General features: G+C 68.5%; 19 protein-coding genes. 7 read left to right on the top strand and 12 right to left on the bottom strand.

Annotated elements, in window-relative coordinates; translation table 11 throughout:
• Positions 1-147: 147 nt before the first annotated feature.
• Positions 148-765, top strand: coding sequence for a vitamin K epoxide reductase family protein (locus tag ABDC25_RS07395; RefSeq protein ID WP_347125638.1), 618 nt, complete (start codon positions 148-150; stop codon positions 763-765).
• 82 nt (positions 766-847) lie between these two features.
• Here the strand turns inward: ABDC25_RS07395 and ndk are convergent, their stop codons facing one another.
• Genes ndk through ileS form a run of 4 tightly spaced genes read right to left on the bottom strand, consistent with a single transcriptional unit; the run spans position 848 to position 6,441 of the window.
• Positions 848-1,264 carry a nucleoside-diphosphate kinase gene (ndk, locus tag ABDC25_RS07390; RefSeq protein ID WP_017830321.1) on the bottom strand — a complete coding sequence of 139 codons (417 nt, stop codon included), beginning with the start codon at positions 1,262-1,264 and terminating at the stop codon, positions 848-850.
• A gap of 1 nt (position 1,265) precedes the next feature.
• On the bottom strand, positions 1,266-1,706 hold the full coding sequence (locus tag ABDC25_RS07385) for a DUF4233 domain-containing protein (protein ID WP_208323550.1): 441 nt from the start codon (positions 1,704-1,706) through the stop codon (positions 1,266-1,268).
• Complete coding sequence (locus tag ABDC25_RS07380; protein WP_347125636.1) at positions 1,703-3,055, bottom strand: folylpolyglutamate synthase/dihydrofolate synthase family protein; 1,353 nt, start codon at positions 3,053-3,055, stop codon at positions 1,703-1,705. Before ABDC25_RS07380 ends, ABDC25_RS07385 begins: the two co-directional genes overlap by 4 nt.
• A complete protein-coding gene (gene ileS / locus ABDC25_RS07375) occupies positions 3,052-6,441 on the bottom strand; it encodes an isoleucine--tRNA ligase (protein ID WP_347125634.1) in 3,390 nt (1,129 codons plus the stop codon). The genes ABDC25_RS07380 and ileS overlap by 4 nt, the downstream gene beginning before the upstream one ends.
• A gap of 312 nt (positions 6,442-6,753) precedes the next feature.
• Between ileS and ABDC25_RS07370 the strand changes: the two genes are divergently transcribed.
• Positions 6,754-7,404 (top strand): pentapeptide repeat-containing protein, encoded by a 651-nt coding sequence (locus tag ABDC25_RS07370; protein ID WP_347125632.1) that lies wholly within the window; start codon positions 6,754-6,756, stop codon positions 7,402-7,404.
• A 7-nt stretch (positions 7,405-7,411) separates the two neighbouring features.
• Here the strand turns inward: ABDC25_RS07370 and ABDC25_RS07365 are convergent, their stop codons facing one another.
• The 4 genes from ABDC25_RS07365 to ABDC25_RS07350 are packed head-to-tail and all read right to left on the bottom strand — an operon-like array spanning position 7,412 to position 12,309.
• Entirely contained in the window at positions 7,412-8,920 is a 1,509-nt protein-coding gene (locus ABDC25_RS07365; protein ID WP_347125630.1) for an ABC transporter ATP-binding protein, read from the bottom strand.
• Complete coding sequence (locus ABDC25_RS07360; protein ID WP_029258185.1) at positions 8,917-9,729, bottom strand: ABC transporter permease; 813 nt, start codon at positions 9,727-9,729, stop codon at positions 8,917-8,919. Before ABDC25_RS07360 ends, ABDC25_RS07365 begins: the two co-directional genes overlap by 4 nt.
• On the bottom strand, positions 9,726-10,670 hold the full coding sequence (locus tag ABDC25_RS07355) for an ABC transporter permease (protein ID WP_347125627.1): 945 nt from the start codon (positions 10,668-10,670) through the stop codon (positions 9,726-9,728). The genes ABDC25_RS07360 and ABDC25_RS07355 overlap by 4 nt, the downstream gene beginning before the upstream one ends.
• Before the next feature lie 28 nt (positions 10,671-10,698).
• A complete protein-coding gene (locus ABDC25_RS07350; protein ID WP_347125625.1) occupies positions 10,699-12,309 on the bottom strand; it encodes an ABC transporter substrate-binding protein in 1,611 nt (536 codons plus the stop codon).
• Positions 12,310-12,478: 169 nt separating this feature from the next.
• Here ABDC25_RS07350 and valS point away from each other — a divergent pair, with 169 nt between their 5' ends.
• A complete protein-coding gene (valS, locus tag ABDC25_RS07345) occupies positions 12,479-15,094 on the top strand; it encodes a valine--tRNA ligase (protein WP_347125623.1) in 2,616 nt (871 codons plus the stop codon).
• Entirely contained in the window at positions 15,094-15,309 is a 216-nt protein-coding gene (locus ABDC25_RS07340; RefSeq protein ID WP_347125621.1) for a hypothetical protein, read from the top strand. Before valS ends, ABDC25_RS07340 begins: the two co-directional genes overlap by 1 nt.
• 25 nt (positions 15,310-15,334) lie before the next feature.
• Here the strand turns inward: ABDC25_RS07340 and ABDC25_RS07335 are convergent, their stop codons facing one another.
• The 4 genes from ABDC25_RS07335 to tdh all read right to left on the bottom strand — a co-directional run bounded on the left by ABDC25_RS07335 (position 15,335) and on the right by tdh (position 18,516).
• Positions 15,335-15,553 (bottom strand): hypothetical protein, encoded by a 219-nt coding sequence (locus ABDC25_RS07335; RefSeq protein ID WP_136025007.1) that lies wholly within the window; start codon positions 15,551-15,553, stop codon positions 15,335-15,337.
• Positions 15,550-16,173, bottom strand: a complete 624-nt coding sequence (locus ABDC25_RS07330; protein WP_029258191.1) for a helix-turn-helix domain-containing protein — start codon at positions 16,171-16,173, stop codon at positions 15,550-15,552. Before ABDC25_RS07330 ends, ABDC25_RS07335 begins: the two co-directional genes overlap by 4 nt.
• Before the next feature lie 121 nt (positions 16,174-16,294).
• Entirely contained in the window at positions 16,295-17,473 is a 1,179-nt protein-coding gene (locus ABDC25_RS07325; RefSeq protein ID WP_021201500.1) for a glycine C-acetyltransferase, read from the bottom strand.
• A complete protein-coding gene (gene tdh / locus ABDC25_RS07320; RefSeq protein WP_031208257.1) occupies positions 17,473-18,516 on the bottom strand; it encodes an L-threonine 3-dehydrogenase in 1,044 nt (347 codons plus the stop codon). The genes ABDC25_RS07325 and tdh overlap by 1 nt, the downstream gene beginning before the upstream one ends.
• Positions 18,517-18,598: 82 nt before the next feature.
• Here tdh and ABDC25_RS07315 point away from each other — a divergent pair, with 82 nt between their 5' ends.
• Genes ABDC25_RS07315 through ABDC25_RS07305 form a run of 3 tightly spaced genes read left to right on the top strand, consistent with a single transcriptional unit; the run spans position 18,599 to position 22,117 of the window.
• Positions 18,599-19,516, top strand: coding sequence for a LysR family transcriptional regulator (locus tag ABDC25_RS07315; RefSeq protein WP_029258194.1), 918 nt, complete (start codon positions 18,599-18,601; stop codon positions 19,514-19,516).
• Between the two features lie 32 nt (positions 19,517-19,548).
• On the top strand, positions 19,549-21,615 hold the full coding sequence (locus tag ABDC25_RS07310; RefSeq protein WP_167253911.1) for a M3 family metallopeptidase: 2,067 nt from the start codon (positions 19,549-19,551) through the stop codon (positions 21,613-21,615).
• Positions 21,616-21,619: 4 nt separating this feature from the next.
• A complete protein-coding gene (locus tag ABDC25_RS07305) occupies positions 21,620-22,117 on the top strand; it encodes a GyrI-like domain-containing protein (protein WP_167253910.1) in 498 nt (165 codons plus the stop codon).
• Positions 22,118-22,120 lie beyond the last annotated feature (3 nt).

Here is a 22,120-nt window from a genome sequence, read left to right as displayed (position 1 = left end):
CGACGCGTGTCGCGGCAACGCCGTTCATCGCATCACAGGCCATTATCGCACCAAGTGGCTCCGTTCGCGGCATCCCGTCATCCGGGCCGGACATTTCTCCGGCCTGTTCTCGCCGCATCCATAGCAGTCGCTGGGATAATCCCCAGTATGAGCGAGCAGCGCACCCGCCCCGTCATCTACGCCGTCTGGCTGATCATCGCAAGTGTGGTGGGCTGGTTCGCCGCCTTCCAGCTCACTGTCGAGAAGTTCGTCCTGGCGGCCAACCCTGACGCCGTCCTCAGCTGCAACGTGAGCGTGATGATCCAGTGCGGGAAGAACCTCGAATCCTGGCAGGGCGAGGTCTTCGGCTTCCCCAACCCGATTCTCGGTATCGCCGGCTGGATGGCGCCGCTGTTCGTCGGCGTCGCCCTGCTCGCGGGATCCCGCTTCCCGCGGTGGTTCTGGCTGACCTTCGGTGCCGGGGTCACCTTCGCCTTCGGCCTCGTGTGCTGGCTGATCTGGCAGAGCATCTACGCCCCCAACCTCGGCGTTCTCTGCCCCTGGTGCATGCTCACCTGGTCGGTCACCATCCCCACATTCTTCGCGACGATGCTGCACCTCACCCGCAACGGCACCTTCACCAGCAACGAGAAGACGAAGGCCCGCGCCGAGAAGCTGATGGCCTGGGTCCCGCTCGCGACGATCCTCGCGTACGCCGTCGTCATCCTGCTCGCTCAGCTGCGTGGCCTCGATCTCCTCGGCGAGGTCATCGGCATGATCTTCTGATCCCCGCTCCGCCGACGGCGGAGACGACGAAAGCCCGCCCGCCGAGACTCGGCGGGCGGGCTTTTCACGTGCGGACGGGTTCTCAGTCGAACCAGATGCCGAGCTCGCGCGCGGCAGACTCGGGGCTGTCCGAGCCGTGCACGAGGTTCTGCTGCACCTTGAGGCCCCAGTCGCGACCGAAGTCGCCACGGATCGTGCCGGGCGCAGCGGTCGTCGGGTCGGTGGTGCCGGCGAGCGAGCGGAAGCCCTCGATCACGCGGTTGCCCGCGAGACGGATGGCGACCGAGGGGCCGGAGAGCATGAACTCGAGCAGCGGCTCGTAGAACGGCTTGCCCTCGTGCTCGGCGTAGTGCTCGGCCAGCAGGTCGCGGTCGGGCTCCACCAGGCGGATATCGACGAGGGCGTAGCCCTTCGCCTCGATGCGGGCGAGGATCGCGCCGGTGAGGCCGCGAGCGACGCCATCGGGCTTGACGAGGACGAGGGTTTCTTCGGTGGCCATGTCATTCACTCTCTGTGTCTGAGATCTGCGTGGTCTGAGTCTCGGTCGTGGGTCCGGCCGGGCGTCGTGCGTCCAATCGGGCCCCTCCGATGGTCGCATACGCCCACATGCCGCCGAAAATCAGGACGACGAGCAGGATGGAGGGAACGAAGAACGCCGATAGGGCGACGAGTGCCTGCACGACCCACCCGGCGGTGATCGCCCAGGGCTTCGTGATCATCCCGGCGATCGCGATGCAGGCGAGCGCGACCACCGCCCCGGCGACGATCGCCCACCACTGCTCGATACCGTCGGGAAGCTGCCGCAGCCCGAAGATCGTCAGGCCCACGAGGAAGACCACGATGGCCTCGAAACCCAGCACGACAGGTGCGAGCTTCTGCACGAGCGTGCGCGGCGGGCGCGGCCGGCGGGTACGGCGAGCCGGTGTCGCGTCGGCGCTCATGCGCGCCACCCCGCCTTCCAGTCCTCGTCCTGCGCCAGGGCGACCGCCTCTCCGGCGAGCACCACGGAGCCCGCGATGATGACCGCGCGTCGATCGGAGGATGCGGCCCACTCGCGCGCGGCGTCGGCGGCGTCGGCCAGCGAGTGGTGCACGGTCGCCCGCTGTCCGGCCTGCTCGACGAGGTCGGCGATCGCATCCGCATCGCTCGCGCGATCCGAATCCGGAGCGGTGGCGAACACGTGCGCCGCTCCCGGTGCCAGTTCGGCGACGATGCCGGCGGCGTCCTTGTCGGCGAGCACACCGAGCACCAGGCCCCATTCGTCGAAGTCGAAGCTGTCGTCCAGAGCCTGCGCGAGTGCCTTGGCGCCGTGCGGGTTGTGAGCCGCGTCGACGATCACGGTCGGGGCGATGCCGAGCAACTGCAGCCGGCCCGGTGAGGTGCTCTCCTGCAGACCCGCCGTCACGATGTCCGCGGCGATGCGCTGGGTGGCACCGCCGATCAGCGACTCGACGGCGGCCACTGCGAGAGCGGCGTTGTGCCCCTGGTGAGCGCCGTACAGCGGCAGGTACTCCTCGGTGTACTCCCCCGCCAGGCCACGGATCGTGAGCAACTGGCCGCCGACGGCGAGCTTCTGCTCGGTGAGACCGAACTCCTCGCCCTCGAACGCGATGGTCGCGTTGCGCTCCGCCGCCACGCGACGCAGCACCTCGGCCGCCTCCGCGGGCTGCTGGGCGGACACCACGGCCGCGCCCTCCTTGATGATGCCGGCCTTGACCTCGGCGATCTCGGCGATCGTGCTGCCGAGACGGTCGGCGTGGTCGATGTCGATCGGCGCGAACACCGCGACGTCGCCGTCGGCGGTGTTCGTGGAGTCCCACTCCCCACCCATGCCCACCTCGAGCACGAGCACGTCGATCGGCGCATCGGCCACGGCGACGAACGCCAGCACGGTCAGCAGTTCGAAGAACGTCAGCGGAGCATCACCCGCGGCTTCGAGCTCGGCATCGACGATGTCGACGAACGGCTCGATCTCGTCCCACGCATCCGCGACGGCCTCATCGGCGATGGGCTCGCCGTCGATCATGATCCGCTCGGTGAAGCGCTCCAGATGTGGGCTCGTGAACAGTCCCGTGCGCAGATCGTGCGCCCGCAGGAGGCTCTCGATCATCCGCGCGGTCGACGTCTTGCCGTTCGTACCCGTGATGTGCACGACGCGGTACGTGCGCTGCGGGTCATCGAGGAACGCGAGGATGCGGGCGGTGCGCTCCTTGCGCGGCTGCACCCAGCGCTCTCCGGCGCGGCTCAGCAGGGCCTCGTAGACGGCATCCGCCCTGTCCTTGTCACTCATGCTCCCGCTCCCATCCTGGTGACGGCGATCGTGAAGTCGCCGGCATTGGCATATGTCCCGGCGGGGATGACCGCGGAGAACTCGGGCGTCACTCCCGCAGCCGCGGCCAGGACCGCTCCGTGTCCGAAGATCGAGTCTCCCTGCGCGTCGATCACGTAGTACTCCTCGGCGAGAGTCTCTGCCGCGATGCCGGCCAGGTCGAACGCCGACACGACAGCCTGGGTGTCCACGTCGTCCTGGAACCGGAGGACCAGCTGGATGCGGTCGCTGACGTCGAAGTCGGCGTTCTTGCGCGTCTCCTGCACGGCGCGGATGACATCGCGTGCGAGTCCCTCGGCCTCGAGCTCCGGGGTCGTCCTGGTGTCGAGCAGCACGAAGCCACCCGTCGGGACGATGGCCAGGGCCTCCCCCTCCGGGCGGCCGGTCGTCTCGAGCACGAGCTCGTACTCCGACGGCTCGAGGACGATGCCACCTGCCGTCACGACACCGGAGACCTCACTCCAGTCACCGGAGCGCGCCGCCTGGATCGCCTTCTGCACGTCCTTGCCGAGGCGCGGACCCGCCGCACGGGCGTTGACGCTCAGGCGGTGCGCGATGCCGTACTCCGCCGCCGTGTCATCGGCGAGTGTGACGAGCTCCACCGACTTCACGTTGAGCTCCTCACGGAGGATGTCCTCGAACTGTCCGAGCGACGCCGCGAGCGGTGAGACCACCGTGAAGCGTGCGAGGGGCAGGCGCACGCGCAGCTTCTCCTTCTTGCGCAGCGCGTTGCCGACGCTCGACAGCTCGCGCACCGCGTCCATCGCGTCACGGATCTCGTCCGCTGCCGGGAACTGCGTGTCGTCCGGCCAGTCGGTCAGGTGCACGCTGCGACCGCCGGTCAGGCCCTGCCACACGCGCTCGCTGACGAGCGGCACGAGAGGCGCCGCCACACGGGTGAGCGTCTCGAGCACGGTGTAGAGGGTGTCGAAGGCCTCGCGGCTCTTCGGGTCTTCCGTCACGCCGGTCCAGAAGCGGTCTCGCGAGCGGCGGATGTACCAGTTGGTCAGCACCTCGGCGAAGTCGCGCAGCCGCGCGGACGCGGTGGTGGAGTCCAGCCCCTCCAGATCCACGCGCACCTCGCGGACGAGGTCGCCCAGACGGGCCAGGATGTAGCGGTCGAGCACATCCGTGGAGTCGGTGCGCCACTCGGCCTGGTAGCCCTCGGCCCCCGAGGCGTTGGCGTACGTGGCGAAGAAGTACCACGAGTTCCACAGCGGCAGCAGGAACTCGCGGACCCCCGAGCGGATGCCCTCTTCCGTGACCGCGAGGTTCCCACCGCGCAGCACCGAGCTCGACATCAGGAACCAGCGCATCGCGTCGGAGCCGTCGCGGTCGAGCACCTCGGACACGTCCGGGTAGTTGCGCAGCGACTTCGACATCTTGTAGCCGTCGCTGCCCAGCACGATGCCGTGGCAGCTGACGCCGGTGAAGGCCGGACGATTGAACAACGCGGTCGACAGCACGTGCATGACGTAGAACCAGCCGCGGGTCTGGCCGATGTACTCGACGATGAAGTCCGCCGGCGCGTGCGAGTCGAACCACTCCTGGTTCTCGAACGGGTAGTGCACCTGCGCGTAGGGCATCGAGCCCGAGTCGAACCACACGTCGAAGACGTCCTCGATGCGGCGCATCGTGCTCTTCCCCGTGGGGTCGTCCGGATTCGGACGCGTGAGGTCGTCGATGTACGGCCGGTGCAGGTCGACCTCGCCCTCGGGGTTGCGCGGCAACGTGCCGAAGTCGCGCTCCAGATCCTCCAGCGACCCGTACGCGTCCACGCGCGGGTACTCGGGGTCGTCGCTCTTCCAGATCGGGATGGGCGAGCCCCAGTAGCGGTTGCGGCTGATCGACCAGTCGCGCGCGCCCTCGAGCCACTTGCCGAACTGTCCGTGCTTGACGTTCTCCGGCACCCACGTGATCTGCTCGTTGTTCGCGAGCATGTCGTCCTTGATGTCCGTGACGCGGATGAACCAGCTCGACACGGCCTTGTAGATCAGGGGGTTGCGGCAGCGCCAGCAGTGCGGATACGAGTGCTCGTAGCTCTGCAGACGGATCAGCCGGCCGTTCTCACGGATCAGGCGCACGAGCGGCGTGTTCGCGTCCATCCAGAGCTGGCCCGCGACGTCGGTGACGTTCGGGAGGAACTTGCCGCCGTCGTCGAGCGACAGGATCGTCGGGATTCCGGCGGCACCGGCGACCCGCTGGTCGTCCTCACCGTAGGCCGGAGCCTGGTGGACGATGCCGGTGCCGTCGCTGACCGTGACGTAGTCGTCGACCAGGATGCGCCAGGCGTTCTCGGTGCCGTACGTCTCGGTGTCGGCGTAGTAGTCGAACAGCCGGTCGTAGGTGACGTCCTGCAGCTCGGCACCGCGCACGGTCGCATCGACGGCGGCCAGCGCGTCATCGGCACTCTCGTAGCCGAGGTCCTTGGCATAGCCTCCGATGAGCTGCTTTGCGAGCAGGTATCGGTGGGCCGACGCCTCGACGGCGGCGTCCGTCGTCCCCGCGGCCTGATGCACGTCCGCCGCACCGCGGGGTCCGGCCGGCAGCACCACGTACTCGATGTCGGGACCGACGGCGAGCGCGAGGTTGGTCGGCAGGGTCCAGGGCGTGGTGGTCCATGCGAGGGCGCGCACACCGGTGAGGCCGAGCGCCTCGGCCTTGGCGCCTGTGAGCGGGAAGGTCACCGTCACGGAGGGGTCCTGGCGCATCTGGTAGACGTCGTCGTCCATGCGCAGCTCGTGCGCCGAGAGCGGGGTCTCGTCGCGCCAGCAGTACGGGAGGACGCGGTATCCCTCGTAAGCGAGGCCCTTGTCGTACAGGGTCTTGAACGCCCACAGCACGCTCTCCATGTAGCCCAGGTCGAGCGTCTTGTAACCGCGGTCGAAGTCGACCCAGCGCGCCTGACGGGTGACGTAGTCCTGCCACTCGTGCGTGTAGGCGAGCACCGAGCTCTTCGCCTTCGCGTTGAAGACGTCGATGCCCATCTCCTCGATCTCGGCCTTCTCGGTGATGCCGAGCTGCTTCATCGCCTCGAGCTCTGCGGGCAGGCCGTGCGTGTCCCAGCCGAAGACACGGTCGACCTTATGACCCGTCATGGTCTGGAATCGCGGGAACACGTCCTTCGCGTATCCGGTGAGCAGGTGGCCGTAGTGCGGCAGGCCGTTCGCGAAGGGAGGGCCGTCGTAGAACACCCACTCGGGCGAGCCCTCACGCTGCGCGATCGAGGCGCGGAAGGTGTCGTCCGTCTTCCAGAAGGCGAGCACCTCCTCCTCGATCTGCGGGAAGCGGGGGCTGGGCGCGACGGAGTCGGCGGCGGGGCCGAAGGAGGAACGGGGGTAGGTCATCGTGTCTCGCAGTGGTCGTCGTGGCGGATGCTCCTGCGAGGACGACCCTCACGGACCGCGGTACCACCTCGCGTGCCGCGCCTTGCGACGCGACCACTCTCACTGCGGCTGTGACGGGCCTGCCCCGCTCGGTTCTACTGAGCACCGCCCGAGGGCCGCGCCGTTCTTCCGAGAGCTCCCCGGTGATGGCCGGATCGATGCTCTTCCCTCCAGTGTACGCGTGCGCATCCCCTCAGGACGCCGCTCTCCTCTCCGGCGCCCGGCGCCCCGCTCCCGGTTCGCGATGTCGTCGGCGCGCCCTACGCTCGGACCATGGCCCGCACCCCCGAGTCCCCCGCTCCTCCCCGCATCACCGACCCCGACCTCCCGCCCGTGCTCGAGCCCGCTGTTCCCCGACGCAGCGCCGACCTGATCGCCGCCCGGCTCGACCTGAGCGGCACCGTCGATCTCGCCTACTCGACGCTCGAGCAGTGCGTGGTGAGCGCTGACGCCGACACGGTCGATCTCACCGGAGCGACGGTCGTCGACGTCGACATGCCGGGTGTGCGCATCGCCTCGCTCCGCATGCGCGATGCCGGCGTGCGGCGGGTGCGGATCAGCGGTGGCCGCATCGGCACGCTCGACTTGAGCGAGTCGCGCATCTCGGAGCTCGAGCTGCGCGACGTGCGCATCGACTACCTGAACCTCGGTGCGGCGAAGGTCACCGATCTCGAGATCTCCGGCTGCGCCATCCGCACGATCGACATGCCGCAGGCCGAGCTGACGCGCGCGAGATTCACCGCCACGTCGACCGACGAGGTCGATTCGCGGGGCATGCGGGCGAAGGACCTCGACCTGCGCGGCCTCGACGCTGTCGCCTTCCTCGATGCCAACAGCCTCCGCGGAGCGACTCTCACGTCCTTCCAGGTGCAGCAGCTCGCGCCGGTCATCGCGGCGGGCATCGGCATCCAGATCAAGGACTGACGTCTGATCAGAGCTCGGCAGGGCCGCTCGCGGCGAGCAGCTCACGGGTGAACGCATGCTGCGGCGCCCCGAACACCTCTGCAGTGGTGCCCTGCTCGACGATCCGTCCGTCCTGCATCACGAGCACCTCGTCGGCGACCGCTCCGACCACATCGAGGTCGTGGGAGACGAGGATCATCGTCAACTGCCGCTCCTGCTGCACCCGCGCGAGCAGCCGCAGCACCCGCTCCCGCACCGAGGGGTCGAGGGCCGAGACAGGTTCGTCGAGGACCAGCACCTCCGGGTCGGCGGCGAGCGCGCGGGCGATGGCCGCCCGCTGCCGCTGTCCGCCGGAGAGCGCGCTCGGACGCCGGTCGGCGAGCTCCGGGGCGAGGTCGACCTCGGCGAGGAGTCGGGCGACGCCCGCAGCCCGCTGAGCGCGAGGCACCCCGCCCGCTTCCAGCCCCTCTCGCAACGAACGGCCGATCGTCCATCGCGGGTCGAACGCTCCGAGCGGATTCTGGTGCACGAGCTGCACCCGGCGCTGCGATGTCCACCGCAGCGTACCGGCGTCCGGAGCGTCGACTCCGACGATCATGCGCGCCAGCGTCGTCTTACCGGACCCCGACTCCCCGACGATGCCGAGCGTCCGTCCGTCTTTCAGGGCGAAGGAGGCATCGACGACCGCGGGCACGGCATCGAAGCTCCGTGAGACCTCGTCGGCGATCAGCAGCGTCGAGGAATCCGCGGGGGCCGTAGCGCGTGGTTCATGGATCGTCGCCGCGATGAGCTGCTTCGTGTACTCATGCCGGGGGTTCTCGAGAACCTCGGTCACCGGACCGGACTCCACGACGACCCCACCCCTCATCACCAGGACGCGATCGGCGATCCGTCGGACGGCCGCGAAGTCGTGGCTGATGAACACGAGTGCCGTTCCCGCCTCGACGATCTCGCGCAGCAGACCGAGGACCCGTGCCTGCACGGTCGCGTCGAGAGCAGTCGTCGGCTCGTCCGCCACCAGCACGGCGGGATCCGCGGCGAGCGCGGAGGCGATGAGTGCTCGCTGTCGGAGTCCACCGGAGAGCTCGTGCGGGTGCTGTCGGGAGCGGCGTTCGGGGTCGGGCATCCATACCCGTGCCAGGAGCTCCCGCACCCGCTCCGCCCTCGCCGCCCGTCCCCGGACGATCTGGTGCAAGAGCAGCGGCTCGGCGATCTCTGCCCCGATCCGTCGCAGGGGATCGAGCGAGACCAGGGCGTCCTGGGAGACGAGCGCGATCCCGGCCCCGCGCAGCTCGCGCCACGCGCGCTCGGACAGCCCGGCCGCATCCGTCCCGTCCACGACCAGCCCGTCCAGCGAGACGTCGGCGTCCGTGGGAGTCAGTCCCAGCAGCGCACGAGCCGTGAGCGACTTGCCGGCGCCGGACTCCCCCACGATCGCGATGCACTCTCCGCGGTCGACGGCGAAGGACACGTCATCGACGACCGGGTTCCCGTCGAATGCGATCCGCAGCCCGCGCACTTCCAGGGCGACGCTCATGCGATCCTCCCGTCTCCGCGAGCGCGCAGGATACGCCCCACGACGGTCGCCGCCACCACGGTGAGCGTGATCGCGATGCCGGGGAACAGCGAGATCCACCAGGCCTGCCCGAGGACGTTGCGCCCACCGGCGAGCATCAGTCCCCACTCGGGAGTCGGCTCCGACGGGCCGAGCCCCAGGAAGCTGAGCCCGGCCGCTGCCAGGATGCTGGAGCCGATGCCGATGGTGGCGAGCACGCTCAGCGCGCCGAGGACTCCCGGAACCACGTGCCGGGTGAATGCGCGCATCCGTGGCACCCCGAGGATGCGCGCCGCCTCGACGTGCTCGGCGACGCGGAGAGTCTGCGTCTGCACTCGGGCCAGCCGGACGTAGACGGGCACGGCGGCCAGCGTCACCGCGATCGCGATGTTCACCGGTCCCGGGCCCAGCACGGCGACGACGACGAGTGCGACGAGAAACTCGGGGAAAGCCATCAGCACGTCGTTCACCCGCATCACCGTGGTGTCGACGCTCCTCGGCGCGACCCCGGCGAGCGCGCCGATGACGAGTCCGCCGACGAGCGCCACCCCGGTGGCGAGGAGCCCGATGCCCAGCGAGCGCGCCGCACCGTAGACGACCCGCGAGTACACGTCGCGTCCGCTCTGGTCGGTGCCGAACAGATGCTCGGCGCTCGGGGGAAGCAGGGCGGAGCGGACATCCGTCTGCAGCGGATCGTGCGTGGCGAGGACACCGGGCCAGAGCGCCGCGAACGCGATCACCGCGAGGACCAGGATCGCGACCCACAGCAGCATCCGCTGCGCGCGCCTCATCGGACACCTCCCGATCGCGAAGCCCTGATGCGCGGGTCGATCAGCGGATGGACGAGTTCGACGACGAGGTTCACCGCCACGAAGACCAGGGCGCTCAAGAGGATGATCCCCGTGATCACCGGAAGGTCGCGGTCGCTGATCGCGGCGAGTGTGACCCGGCCGAGGCCAGGACGGGCGAACACCGTCTCCACGAGCACCGCCCCACCGAGGACGGATCCGGTCAGGTAGGCGGCGAGCGTGACAGCAGAGGCGGCGCCGTGTCGAAGCCCATGCCGCAGCGTGAACCACGAGGGACTGGCCCCACGAGCCCGCACCGTCTCGGCGAAGGGCATCCGCTCCGCCTGCATCAGCCCGTCGCGCAGCACTTGGCTGAGCAGCGCCGCCACCGGAAGCGCGAGCGTGATCGCCGGCAGCACGATCGTGGCGGGGTTGCGAGCACCCGACACCGGGAACCAGCCCAGACCGAACGCGAAGACGCTCAGCAGGACGAGCCCGATCCAGAAGACCGGGGAGGAGAGCACCACCAGTTCGACCGCCGCCGCGACCGTCCGACCCGCCTTGCCGCGAACGAGCACCGCCACGGACAGCGCGAGCACCAGGGCGATCACGAGCGCGAGCACCGAAAGCTGGACCGTCGCACCGAGTTGACGCCCGATCACCTCGGTCACGGGCATCCGCAGCTGGTACGACTCTCCCAGGTCTCCCCGAGCGAGCTGACCGATGAAACCGAGGTACTGCTCGAACGGCGGGCGATCGAGCCCGAGATCGGCTCTGATGCCTTCTTTGACCGCCTCGCTCACCTGCGCCTGGGGCCCCAGCATCACCGATACCGGATCCCCCGGGATCACCCGGAAGGCGAGGAAGGCGACGGTCGCCGCGCCCCAGAGGACGATCACGACGGACGCGGCGAGGCCGGCGATACGGACGAGAGCAGCCCTCACCACCCGTGCCCTCCGCTCAGCCGGCGGCTCAGCCGACGGTCACATCGTAGAACAGCGGTCGACCGTACAGGTCGTACTGCAGCCCGTCGACGCGATCGCCGACGGCGGTGATCGCCGACGGGCTGTAGAGCGGCACGATCGCCGTATACGTCGCGTTCCACTGCTGCAGCTGGGTGTAGAGCTCGTTGCGCTCGTCCTGGTCGCTGGTCGCGACGGCCTTCTCCAGCAATGCATCGATCTCGGGATCGCTCACCTGCGACGCGTTCTGGAACCCGTCGGTGTGCAGGTGGCTGCGCAGCAGGTCGGGGTCGACGCCGGAGAAGCCCCAGTCCGTCAGATCGAACGTCTTCGGCTCGTACTGCTCGTTGTAGGCCCCGGGTTCGAGCACCTCGCGCTGGACCTCGAACCCGATCTCCTTGAGGTCGGACTGGATCGCGTTCGCGAGAGCGGCGCGGTCATCCGGAACGGGAGTCCAGGCGATCCATCGCACCGAGAGCCGCTTGCCGTCCTTCATACGGATGCCGTCGGTGTCGCGTGCGGTCCATCCCGCCTCGTCGAGGAGCGCGTTCGCGGCGTCCTGGTCGAACGGCCAGCTGCCCTCGAGCGACGCGTCGTAGCCCGGGGTCGTCGAGCCGAGGATGCTCCATGCGCGCGGGAACTGGCCGAAGTAGATCTCCTCCACCGCCGCGTCGATGTCGACGCCGCGCGCGAAGGCCTGACGCACCTTCTCGTCCGCGAACACCCCGTACTTCTCGTTCAGGTACAGCGAGTACGGCAGACCCGGGTACTCGATCGAATCGACCGTGATGCCGTCGCCGAGATCCTTCGCGAGGTTCGGCGGGATGTTGCTGGCCAGGTCGGCCTCCCCGCTCGTCACCACGCCCGTGCGGACCGAGGCTTCCGGCTGGATCTCCACACGCAGCGTCTCGAACTTCGGGGCCTTCGCATCATGCGGACCCCACGCATAGTCGTCGTTGCGGGTGTACACGATCTCCTGGTCCGGCGTGTACTCGGTGAGCTCGAACGGACCGGTACCGACGGTGACGTCGGGTCCCCCCGCCTTGAGCTTGTCCGCGGACTTCGCGAGGACGGCCGGCGAGTAGAAGCCGAGCTGCGGCGTGCTCGCCGCCTGCAGGAACGGTGCGTACGGCTGCGTGAAGGTCACCGTGACCGTGTAGTCGTCGACGACTTCGGTGCCCTCATAGAAGTCGGCGCCGAGCATGCTGGCCGCCTGCGCGGATGCCGTCTCCGGATCGACGATGCGGTCGAAGTTCGCCTTGACCGCGGCGGCGTCGAACTTCTCGCCGTCGGTGAAGGTCACGTCGTCACGGAGCACGAACGTGTACTCCGTGCTGTCCGGCGAGACCTCCCAGCTCTTCGCGAGCCACGGGCTGAACGTTCCATCCGCCTCCTGGAACACCAGCGAGTCGAGCACCGCCCGCTGCACCATGCCGGAGACGTCGAGCTGGCTCACCTGCGGGTCCATGTGCCCAGCCGAGAGGTTCGCGCCCTCGATGGACCACACGAGCTCTCCGCCCTCGCCGTCCGAGCCGGGAGCCGCGCATGCGCTGAGCACCAGCGCAGTGGCAGCGGCGAGCGCCGCGAAGGGCAGGAGACGACGCACAGGTCTTGCGGGCATGACGGTTCCTCTGGACGAACGGGTCGGGACATCCCATCCTACGGCCGATTGTTGGACGGGGTCGATCTGCGACGGGCTGCCGATGCCCCGATGCTCGGTAGACTGTTCGGCACAACCCACACTCAGGCACGCTCACACAGTGCCGCATACATCGCTCGAGGAGACCTTCATGCCTGCTTCCGAATCGTCGCAGAACCAGATTCCCGACAAGCCCGCACTCGAAGGCCTCGAAGCGAAGTGGGACGCCGCCTGGGCCGAGCAGGGCACGTACCTGTTCGACCGTCTTCGCGCGGCGCAGTCCGGCCGCGAGGGCGTGTACTCGATCGACACCCCGCCTCCGACGGCATCGGGCAGCCTGCACATCGGACACGTGTTCTCCTACACGCACACCGATGTGAAGGCTCGGTTCGAGCGCATGCGCGGAAAGACCGTCTTCTACCCGATGGGTTGGGACGACAACGGCCTGCCGACCGAGCGACGGGTGCAGAACTACTACGGCGTGCGGTGCGACCCCTCGCTCCCGTACACCCCCGATTTCACTCCTCCCTTCGAGGGCGGCGACAACAAGTCGAGCCGCGCGGCCGACCAGCAGCCCATCAGCCGCCGCAACTTCATCGAGCTCTGCGAGCGCCTCACCATCGAGGACGAGAAGCAGTTCGAGGCGCTGTTCCGCCAGCTCGGACTGAGCGTGGACTGGACGCAGACCTACCGCACCATCTCCGACGACACCATCCGACAGAGCCAGCTCGCTTTCCTGCGCAACATCGAGCGCGGCGAGGCCTACCAGGCGCTGGCTCCGACCCTGTGGGACATCGACTTCCGCTCCGCCATCGCGCAGGCCGAGCTCGAGGACCGCGACCAGCAGGCGTCCTATCACACGATCGAGTTCCCGTTCGCGGACGGCTCGGGATCGATCGCGATCGACACCACCCGCCCGGAGCTGCTCCCCGCGTGCATCGCGATCGTGACGCATCCGGAGGGGCCGCACAAGCACCTCATCGGCACCAAGGTGAAGACCCCCTTCTTCGGCGCTGAGATCGAGATCCACGGCCACCACCTCGCCCAGCCCGACAAGGGCACCGGAGCGGCGATGGTCTGCACCTTCGGTGATGTGACCGACATCATCTGGTGGCGCGAGCTGCGCACCACCGAGAACGAGTCCCTGCCGAACATGACCACGATCGGTCTGGACGGGCGATTCCTGCCCGAGGCTCCGGCGTCCGTCGAGAATCCCGAGGCCGCGACCTGGTACGCCGAGGAGATCGCGGGCAAGACCGTCTTCAGTGCGCGCAAGGCCATCGTCGAGAAGCTGCAGGCGACCGGCGACATGACCGCGGTCGGCAAGCCCTTCAACCACGCCGTGAAGTTCTTCGAGAAGGGAGACCGTCCGCTCGAGATCGTCTCCACGCGCCAGTGGTACATCCGCAACGGTGCCCGCGACGGCGAACTGCGCGACAAGCTCATCGCCCACGGCGAGGAACTCTCCTGGCACCCCGAATTCATGCGCGTGCGCTACGAGAACTGGGTGGGCGGTCTCACGGGCGACTGGCTCGTGTCGCGTCAGCGCTTCTTCGGTGTGCCGATCCCCCTCTGGTACGCCCTCGACGAGAACGGCGAGCGCGATTATGACCGCGTGCTCACCCCGGATGCGGCGTCGCTCCCGATCGATCCGACCACCGACGTGCCCGCCGGGTACACCGTGGACCAGCGCGGCGTGCCGGGTGGCTTCGACGCGGAGGCCGACATCCTCGACACCTGGGCGACCTCGTCCCTCACACCGCAGCTCGCGGGCGGCTGGCAACGTGATGAGGAGCTGTGGCAGCTCACCGCTCCGTTCGACCTGCGCCCGCAGGGCCAGGACATCATCCGCACCTGGCTGTTCTCCACCATGCTGCGTTCGACGCTCGAAGACGACAGGACGCCGTGGCGCAACGCCGCGATCTCGGGCTTCATCGTCGACCCCGACCGCAAGAAGATGTCGAAGTCGAAGGGCAACGTGGTCACCCCGGCCGACGTGCTCGACGCCCACGGCTCGGACGCGGTGCGTTACTGGGCCGCATCGAGCCGCCTCGGTATGGACGCGGCATTCGACCCGCAGAACCCCACGCAGGTCAAGATCGGCCGTCGTCTGGCCATCAAGGTGCTCAACGCCGCCAAGTTCGTGCTGTCGTTCCCCGTGCCCGACGGCGCACAGGTCACGCACGCCCTCGATGCGTCGATGCTGACAGCCCTCGACGGCGTCGTGGTCGAGGCGACCAAGGCATTCGAGCGGTATGACGCCGCTCGTGCTCTGGAGCTCACCGAGGCCTTCTTCTGGACGTTCTGCGACGACTACCTCGAGCTCGTGAAGGAACGCGCCTACAACCAGGCCGATGTGGGGCAGGCATCCGCGGCGCTCTCGCTGCGTCTGGCCCTGTCGACGCTGCTGCGCCTGCTGGCTCCCGTGCTGTCCTTCGCGGCAGAGGAGTCGTGGTCCTGGTTCGAGGAAGGGTCCGTGCACACCGCCGCGTGGCCGACGCCTCTCGGTATCGACGGTGACCCGGCCGTGCTCGCCGCGGCCAGCGAGGCGCTGATCGGCATCCGTCGCGCGAAGACCGAGGCGAAGGCCTCGCAGAAGACTCCGGTCTCACGTGCGGCGATCGCCGCCCCCGCAGCGAAGCTCGATGCCCTCCGTGCCGCAGCCGATGACCTCCGCGCCGTCGGCCGCATCGCCGAGCTCGAGTTCACCGAGGCCGAGGCGTTCGCGGTCACCGCGATCGAGCTCGCCCCGGTCGAGGCCTCCTGATGCAGCTGGGCACGCGCTGGGCGACCGGGTCCGAGGCTCCGGCCTCCGTCCCGGCATCCCTCCGGCCGGCGATCGCCGAGGTCGAGTCCCGGGGCCTCACGGGCCACTGGACGCTCACGTGGCTGGAGGGGCGCGCGATCGCGGAGCTCGACGCGGGCTGGGAGGTCTTCCAGACCGCGACCGGCGAGATCGTCGTCCGTCCCTTCCAGGACTGAGTCCCGGCCGGGACCGCGCTACGCCTCAGCGCCGCGTCAGGCCGAGCTGTGCGAGTGCGTGATCGACTGCGCGCGGATCCTGCCTGCGGGTCTGCTGCTCGCGCAGCAGGTCGAGGGCGATCTCACGTCGCTCGGCACGTCGGGAGATGCGGTGCTCGACGTACGCGGTGAGATGGTCGGCGAGTCGCAGCAGCCCGCGTTCGGTCTGCGTCGGAGCCACCAGGTGAAGCGTCGCGCTGGTCATGATTCCTCCAGGATGTCGTCGCCGGATCCGTGCGTCGCGTGCTGCGGCGTCGGCAGGTCGAAGAGTTCGGTGCGGAGCGAGACGCGTCGCACATCGGGTCCGGTCTGGCCCCGGTAGCGCTCGATGGCCCTCTCGACGATGGTCTCGAGCTCCTCGCGGAGCGACATGGCCTGCTCCGGCGTCATATCGAGGTGCGTGGTGATGGTGATCCCCACATCGCGCCACGCCTCCGGGACCTCGGACTGGGGTCGGTTGAGGTACGACATCAGGGTCTCGTGCCGCAGACGGAAGAACTCCGACGTCACGATCTGGGCAGCCGCCCGATTCGACGGCGAAGTCATCTCGTCAGGACCGGGCACGTCGATGCGCCCCTTGGGCCGTTCCCACCACCGCTCGCGCGCCGTGCCTCGCCCCTCGACTTCGCGGATGAGATCGTGAGCAGCCAACGCGCGGAGGTGATAGCTGGTCGACCCCGATGTCTCCCCTACGAGTGCAGCGAGCGAACTGGCGGTCTGCGGACCGCGCGCGGCGAGGATGTCGAAGATCTTCACCCGGAGCGGGTGCGCCAGCGCCTTCAGGGCGCTGGCATCGAGAGTCCTGACCTGCGTCTCGTTCGTCATGCATGCAAAGATACCCTTGCAAATATTTCTTTGCAAGGGTTTCTTTGCAACTAGCCCCGGTTCTGTCGCAGGGTCAGGTGCAGGGCCCGTCGCAGGGTCAGTTGCAGGGTCAGTTGCAGGGTCAGTCGACGACAGCGCGTGCGGCGACGAAGGCCTCCACGCAGCGCTCGACCTGCTCGGGTGTGTGAGCCGCCGACAGCTGCACGCGGATCCGCGCCAGCCCGCGCGGCACGACGGGGAAGCTGAATGCGGTCACGTACACGCCGCGCTCCTGCATCTCCCTGGCGATCCTCGCCGTCTTCGCCGCATCGCCGAACATGACGGGCACGATGGGGTGCTCCCCGGGGAGCAGGTCGAATCCCTCGGCGGTCATGCGCTCGCGGAACAGGGAGGCATTGCGGCGCAGACGCGCACGAAGGTCGGCGGACCCCTCGACGAGATCGAGGGCGGTCAGGGTTCCGGCCACGATCGCGGGAGCGAGTGTGTTCGAGAACAGATAGGGACGAGAGCGCTGACGCAGCAGGGCCACGATCTCGGCGTGCGAGGCGACGTACCCGCCCGATGCACCGCCCAGCGCCTTGCCGAACGTCCCGGTGTAGATGTCGACGCGATCGGCGACCCCGCACAGCTCCGGCGTCCCCCGACCGTTCTCCCCCACGAAGCCGACGGCATGCGAGTCGTCGACGAAGACCAGTGCGTCATAGCGCTCGGCCAAGTCGCAGATCTCGGCGAGCGGCGCGATGTACCCATCCATCGAGAACACGCCGTCCGTCACGATCACCCGGAACCGGGCCTTTTCCGCCGCCTTCAGCTGCTCTTCGAGATCGCTCATGTCGCGGTTTCGATAGCGAAGCCTCTGCGCCTTCGAGAGCCGGATCCCGTCGATGATCGACGCATGGTTCAGCTCGTCCGAGATGATGGCGTCCTCGGCGGAGAAGAGCGTCTCGAACACGCCGCCATTCGCGTCGAAGCATGACGAGTACAGGATGGCTTCGTCCGTGCCGAGGAAGTCGGCGAGCCGACGCTCCAGCTCGAGGTGCTGCTCCTGGGTGCCGCAGATGAAGCGCACGCTCGCAAGCCCATAGCCCCATTCCTGCAAGGCCGTCGTCGCCGCGTCGAGGATGCGCGGGTCGTCGGCGAGCCCGAGGTAGTTGTTGGCGCAGAAGTTCAGCACCTCTGCGCCGTCGGCGGTGATCTCCGCGTTCTGGGGGCCGCGGATGCCGCGCTCATGCTTGGTGAGCCCGGCCTCCTCGATGCCCGCCAGCTCATCCGACACATGCTTCTGAAAAGTCCCGTACATCACAGCTCCGTCCAGTCGAGGATGATCTTGCCTGTTCCCGCCGACTCGGCCGCGGCGAATCCGTGTTCCCAGTCGCGAGCGGGGACCACCTCCGCGATCACGCGGCCGATGGCGTCCCGCAGGGAGGCGCTGGTCTGCAGCATCGCTCCCATCGCGTTCCACGTCTCGAACATCTCGCGCCCGTAGATGCCCTTGATCGTGAGCATGTGGGTGACGAGCTTGCCCCAGTCGATGCCGAATCCCGCGCTCGGCAGACCCAGCATCGCGATGCGACCGCCGTGGTTCATGTTGTCGATCATGGCGGGGAGGGCCGACGGCGCACCGCTCATCTCGAATCCGATGTCGAAGCCCTCCCGCATGCCGAGCGCCTGTTGCGCTTCGCGGATGTCGCGGACCGAGACGTCGACGACCTCGTCGGCGCCCATCCGGCGGGCCATCTCCAGACGCGGCGCGCTGACGTCCGTCGCCGTGATGAACCGTGCTCCCGCATGCCGGGCGACGGCGATCGCCATCAGCCCGATGGGTCCGCAGCCGGTGACGAGCACGTCCTCTCCGACGAGTGGGTAGGTGAGCGCTGTGTGCACGGCATTGCCCAGGGGATCGAAGATGGCCCCCAGCTCGGGGGTCACTTCCGAGTGATGGACCCAGACGTTCGCCGCGGGCAGCACGAGGTACTCCGCGAAGGCGCCGTCGCGCTGCAGACCGAGACCGATCGTGCGGATGCACATCTGGCGGCGACCCGCTCGACAGTTGCGACAGGTGCCGCAGACGATGTGTCCTTCGCCGGAGACCCGATCGCCGACGGCGATGTCGCGCACGCCAGGGCCGACCTCCACGACCTCCCCGTAGAACTCGTGACCGGGGATCAGCGGTGCGGCGATCGCGGACGCCGCCCATTCGTCCCAGCGGAGGATGTGCAGATCGGTGCCGCAGATCCCCGTGCGCAGCACGCGGATGACGACGTCGTCAGTTCCGGCGGTCGGGTCGGGGCGCTCGACGAGCTCGAGTCCCGCACCGGCTGCGGCTTTGAACAGTGCCTTCATGATCTCGATCACACCGCACCTGACGTTGTAGAACAATCGGCATCGTCTGCACCGTCGATGTAGCGAGAGCTACACTGTGGTCGTGGAACTCCATCAACTGCAGATCCTGAGGGAGCTCGGCGCCCTCGGCAGCGTGACCGCCGTGGCCGACGCGCTCAGAGTCACTCCGTCTGCGGTGTCCCAGCAACTCGCAGCCCTGCAGAGGGGTGTTCCGACACCGCTGACACGCCGGATCGGCCGGACCCTCGCCCTTACGCCCGCCGGTGAAGTGCTGGCGACGGCCGGCGCCGAGGCGATCGACGCGATGGCCGCAGCACGGCATGCCCTCGACGAGTTCGAGGGAGCCGCGACGGGAGTCGTGAGCATCAGCGGATTCCACAGCGTCGGGCAGGCCCTGTTCGGCGCGCTGGTGCGGGTACTGGCGTCCGCAGAGGATGCGCCGACGGTCCAGCTCACCGACGAGGATGTCGCGCAGAGCGAGTTCCCCGCGCTCACCGCCCGCTACGACCTCGTGCTCGCGCACCGCATGGAGCACTCCGACCCCTGGCCCACGCAAGGCGTGCGCAGTCTCACCCTCATACGTGAGCCCCTCGATGTCGCCGTCTCGATCTCCCACCCTCTCGCCGGCCGCGCCAGCCTCACTCCGGCCGACGTCGCAGGACAGAGATGGGTCACCAGTCGCATCGGCTACTCCCCCGACGATGTCCTTCGTGCGGTGTCGGCCGTCGCCCACCACCCTGTCGACATCCAGCACCGCATCAACGACTACGGCGCGGTGTCGGCGGTCGTGGCGGCAGGTGGGGTGATCGGAATGCTGCCGCGCTTCACCTCACGGAGCGTCGATGATCGCGAGATCGTGCGGATCCCGCTCGAGGGGGTGAGCACGCACCGGATGATCGATCTGCTCGCCCGCCCGGAGACCCTGCGTCGTCGATCGGTCCGCGTGGTGGTGGAAGCGCTGCGCGGAGTGATGACGCGCCTGAGCGAGGACGGTTCCTGAGCCTGGACAGCCGGGGTGGATAGGCTCGGAAGATGACCGACGCCACGAATCCGCTGCTGCAGCCGTCGACGCTCCCCTACGGCCTCCCGGACTACGGCGCGATCCGGCCCGAACACTACCTCCCCGCGTTCCAGGCGGGTTTCGAGGAGCAGCGTCGCGAGATCGCGCGCATCACCATGGTGCGCTCGATGCCGACGTTCGAGAACACGCTTGAGGCGCTGGAACGATCCGGCGAGCTCCTCGACCGCGTGGCGCACACCTTCTATACCGTGAGTTCGGCCGATGCGACGCCCGAGATCCAGGCGATCGATGAGCAGCTGGCACCGCTCATGGCCGCGCATCAGGACGCGATCACGCTCGACGGCCAGCTCTACTGGCGGGTGCAGCACGTGTACGACCAGCGTGACTCCCTGGATCTCGACCCTGAGCAGCGCTACCTGGTGGAGCGCCACCACCGCGAGATGACCCACGCGGGTGCGGGTCTCGACGACGAGGCCAAGGCGCAGCTGACCGCACTGAACCAGAAGCTCTCGACGCTGACGAACACGTTCGAACGCAACCTCCTGAACGACACCAACGACCTCGCCGTGGTCTTCGACACCGCCGACGAGCTCGACGGGCTGAGCGCGGGAGAGCTGTCAGCCGCCGCGCGCGCGGCAGCGGACAGGGGCCTCGACGGCAGGTACCTGATCACCCTGCCGCTCTTCACCGGGCATCCTGCACTGGCACAGCTGCGCGTACGGGAGTCGAGGCGGCGCATCATGGCCGCCTCGCTCGCGCGCGGATCCCGGGACAATGCCAACGACAACCGAGGGGTGCTCCTCGAGATCGTGCGGTTGCGGGCGAAACGCGCCACACTGCTCGGCTACGACTCGCACGCCGCCTACATCACCGCCGACGAGACCGCTGGAACTCCGGATGCCGTCGAAGAGATGCTCCGTCGCCTCGCAGCCCCGTCCGCGCGCAACGCCCGTGCCGAGCACGCGGCCCTCCAGGCGATCGTCGACGAGACCGAGGCAGCACCCTTCCCGGTCGAGGCGCATGACTGGGCTTTCTACACCGAACGAGTGCGTACAGCCAGGTACGACATCGACTCCAGTGCGCTGCGCCCCTGGTTCGAGGCAGAGCGCGTCCTGCAGGAAGGTGTCTTCTTCGCGGCGACCCGACTCTACGGCGTCACCTTCTCCGAGCGAGACGACCTCGCCGCGTACCATCCCGGCGCACGCGTGTTCGAGGTGCGCGATGAGGACGGCACCGCGGTCGGCCTGTACGTGCTCGATCTGTACACCCGGGACTCGAAGCGTGGCGGCGCGTGGATGAACGCGATCGTGAGCCAATCGCGCCTGCGCGGCACGGCTCCCGTCGTCGTCAACAACCTGAACGTGCCGCTTCCGGGAGATGGCGAGCCGACGTTGCTGACTCTCGATGAGGTGACCACGCTGTTCCACGAGTTCGGGCATGCGCTGCACGGACTCTTCGCGACCGTGACCTACCCACACTTCGCCGGGACGAATGTGTTCCGCGACTTCGTGGAGTTCCCGAGCCAGGTCAACGAGATGTGGATCCTGTGGCCTGAGGTGCTCGACAACTACGCACGCCACCACGAGACCGGTGCGCCGCTCGACCCCGCGATCGTGGAGCGCCTGCGAGCGACCGAGACGTTCGACCAGGGGCATGCCACCAGCGAGTATCTGGCGGCGGCTTGGTTGGATCAGGCCTGGCATCGCCTCGGCACCGACGTGCAGGTCACCGACGTCGCCGCGTTCGAGGCTGCCGCATTGGCGGACATCGGCCTGGACGACTCGGCCGTCCCGACACGGTACTCGTCGACGTACTTCGCCCACGTCTTCTCCGGCGGGTACAGCGCGGGCTACTACTCGTACATCTGGAGCGAGGTGCTCGACGCCGACACGGTCGAGTGGTTCCGCACGAACGGCGGCCTCACCCGGGGCAACGGCGACCGGTTCCGTCGGCGTCTGCTCGGGGTGGGCGGCTCGAAGGATCCGCTCGACGCCTACCGCGACTTCCGTGGCCGCGATGCCGAGATCGAACCGCTCCTGAAGCGCCGTGGACTGGGCGACGGAGTCGTGAGACTCTGAGCGCATGAACGCATTCCCTGAGTCCCCATTCGGTCCCGCGGACCGCCTCGACCTCGACGCCGTCCCCCTCGCGGTGATCCGCCACAACGGCATCCGTCTGGCCGACATCCAGGAGGCATTCGATGCCGGCTACTCGGCGATCGCGCTCACCTTCGCCGGAGACGTGCTGGTCCCGACCGGCCCCGCGCTCGCGATCTATCACGGAGATCCGATGGACCTCTTCGACCTCGAACTCGGCTTCCCCGTGCAAACTCCCCCGGAGAACCCGATCCCCACGGCCAGCGGGCGCGTCATCGTCGCCTCAAGGCTGCCCGCGGGCCCTGCGGTCGCGACGACCCTGTTCGGCTCCTACGAGGAGCTCGGCGGCGCCTGGGGTGGTCTCGTCGAGCGTGCAGGCGCCCAGGGGCTCCGTCCCGGCGGCGTCTGGATCGAGATCTACGTGTCCGACCCGAGCACCACCCCGTCAGAGCTGCGCACCGATCTCGTCATGCCGACCGCCTGAGGT

Source organism: Microbacterium sp. SY138 (genome assembly GCF_039729145.1).
Lineage (GTDB): Bacteria > Actinomycetota > Actinomycetes > Actinomycetales > Microbacteriaceae > Microbacterium > Microbacterium maritypicum_A.
This window is presented reverse-complemented; position numbering and strand designations above follow the sequence as displayed.